The sequence below is a fragment of the Hydrocoleum sp. CS-953 genome (assembly GCF_002260545.1).
Lineage (GTDB): Bacteria > Cyanobacteriota > Cyanobacteriia > Cyanobacteriales > Microcoleaceae > Trichodesmium.
Map to the genome: position 1 here is coordinate 1 of NZ_LGSU01000013.1, position 975 is coordinate 975.

1 protein-coding gene and 1 pseudogene are annotated in these 975 nt (G+C 32.7%); both read left to right on the forward strand.

Annotation, left to right across the window (positions count from 1 at the left end):
* Window positions 1-358 (forward strand): annotated as a pseudogene (locus AFK68_RS36050) (adenylate cyclase); the annotation flags it as partial.
* A 282-nt stretch (window positions 359-640) separates the two neighbouring features.
* Complete coding sequence (locus AFK68_RS00030; RefSeq protein WP_094670651.1) at window positions 641-880, forward strand: pentapeptide repeat-containing protein; 240 nt, start codon at window positions 641-643, stop codon at window positions 878-880.
* Window positions 881-975: the final 95 nt, after the last annotated feature.

Sequence of the window (975 nt, forward strand, 5' to 3'; positions counted from 1 at the left end):
TCTACAATTAGCAATTTTTAATTCTTGCGATGGATTAGGTTTAGCTCGACAACTTGCGAAGTTACATATTCCCGCAATTATTGTTATGCGAGAAGAAGTTCCAGATGTAGTTGCCCATAAATTTTTACAGGATTTTCTCCAATTATTTACTAATGATAAATCTCTATATATTTCTGTGCGAGAAGCGAGGGAAAAATTACAAGTAATGGAAGATAAATTTCCTGGTGCAAGTTGGTTGCCAGTTATTTGTCAAAATTCCGCAGAAGTTTCTCCAAGTTGGAAGAATTTGTCAGTTATTCCTGGTAAAGATGTGGTGGAGTTTAATCCCCCCAAATCATCCTTTGAAAGGGGGGCTTAAGATTAAAAGGGAGCTTAAGATTAAAATCGTATGAGTTAACTGAATAAATAAATTTTAAATTTTCTACTTAAACTTTCCGAGGTAAATAATTATGCTAAACAACTTATCAAGAAAAAGAAGGAAAAACTATCCTAATAATTCCCCCCTTTATAAGGGGGTTAGGGGGAATATCTTTTCAGTTATCAGCAATTAATAATAAATAATTACTTCAACAAATATATATCTAGGGCTAAGAGCTTTACTACGAACAAAAACGTTTTCAACTTTCAGGAGTGAATAATTATGCTAACTTATCCATCTAAACAACCACGCAAAAATTATCAAGGTCGTTCATTTAAAAATCAAGATTTGACAGGTCAAGACTTTTCTTTTGCAGATATAAGAGGAGCAGATTTTACCGGAGCAAATCTCACGGGTGCTAAGTTCAATTATGCTTTAGCAGGATTAACAAAATCTCAGATAATTATCATATATATAGAAGAGTTTAATCCCCCCAACCCCCCCTTTGAAAGGGGTGCTTAAGATTAAAAGGGAGCTTAAGATTAAAATCGTATGAGTTAACTGAATAAATAAATTTTAAATTTTCTACTTAAACTTTCCGAGGTAAATAATTATGC

Excerpts from the sequence above, each read along its gene's own strand:
- AFK68_RS00030 (WP_094670651.1), top strand. The coding sequence starts at position 641 with ATGCTAACTTATCCATCTAAACAACCACGCAAAAATTATCAAGGTCGT.